Source organism: Bradyrhizobium uaiense, assembly GCF_010811875.1.
Classification (GTDB): domain Bacteria; phylum Pseudomonadota; class Alphaproteobacteria; order Rhizobiales; family Xanthobacteraceae; genus Bradyrhizobium; species Bradyrhizobium uaiense.
This window is the reverse complement of sequence record NZ_VKHP01000889.1, coordinates 1-245: the sequence shown is the minus strand read 5'-3', so window position 1 is coordinate 245 and position 245 is coordinate 1. Positions and strand designations below refer to the sequence as shown.

Below are 245 nucleotides of genomic sequence, written 5' to 3'. Positions count from 1 at the left end.
CCCGTCACGCGCGCTCAAATACCCACTCGACAAGCATCTCTACGCCCAGCGTCATCTCGTCGAATGCTGCTTCTCAAAGCTCAAGCAGTTCCGACGTGTCGCAACCCGCTTCGAAAAAACGGCCCGGTAATTCCGGGCCGTTTTTTCGAAGCGGGTTGCGACACGTCGGAACTGCTTGAGCTTTGAGAAGCAGCATTCGACGAGATGACGCTGGGCGTAGAGATGCTTGTCGAGTGGGTATTTGA

2 pseudogenes are annotated in these 245 nt (G+C 55.5%); one reads left to right on the top strand and one right to left on the bottom strand.

Annotation, left to right across the window (positions count from 1 at the left end):
* Positions 1 to 130: pseudogene (locus tag FNJ47_RS52445) on the top strand (IS5/IS1182 family transposase); the annotation flags it as partial.
* On the opposite strand, the pseudogene FNJ47_RS47965 reads toward FNJ47_RS52445, so the two are convergent.
* Positions 118 to 245: pseudogene (locus tag FNJ47_RS47965) on the bottom strand (IS5/IS1182 family transposase); the annotation flags it as partial. The pseudogenes FNJ47_RS52445 and FNJ47_RS47965 sit on opposite strands and share 13 nt — an antisense overlap.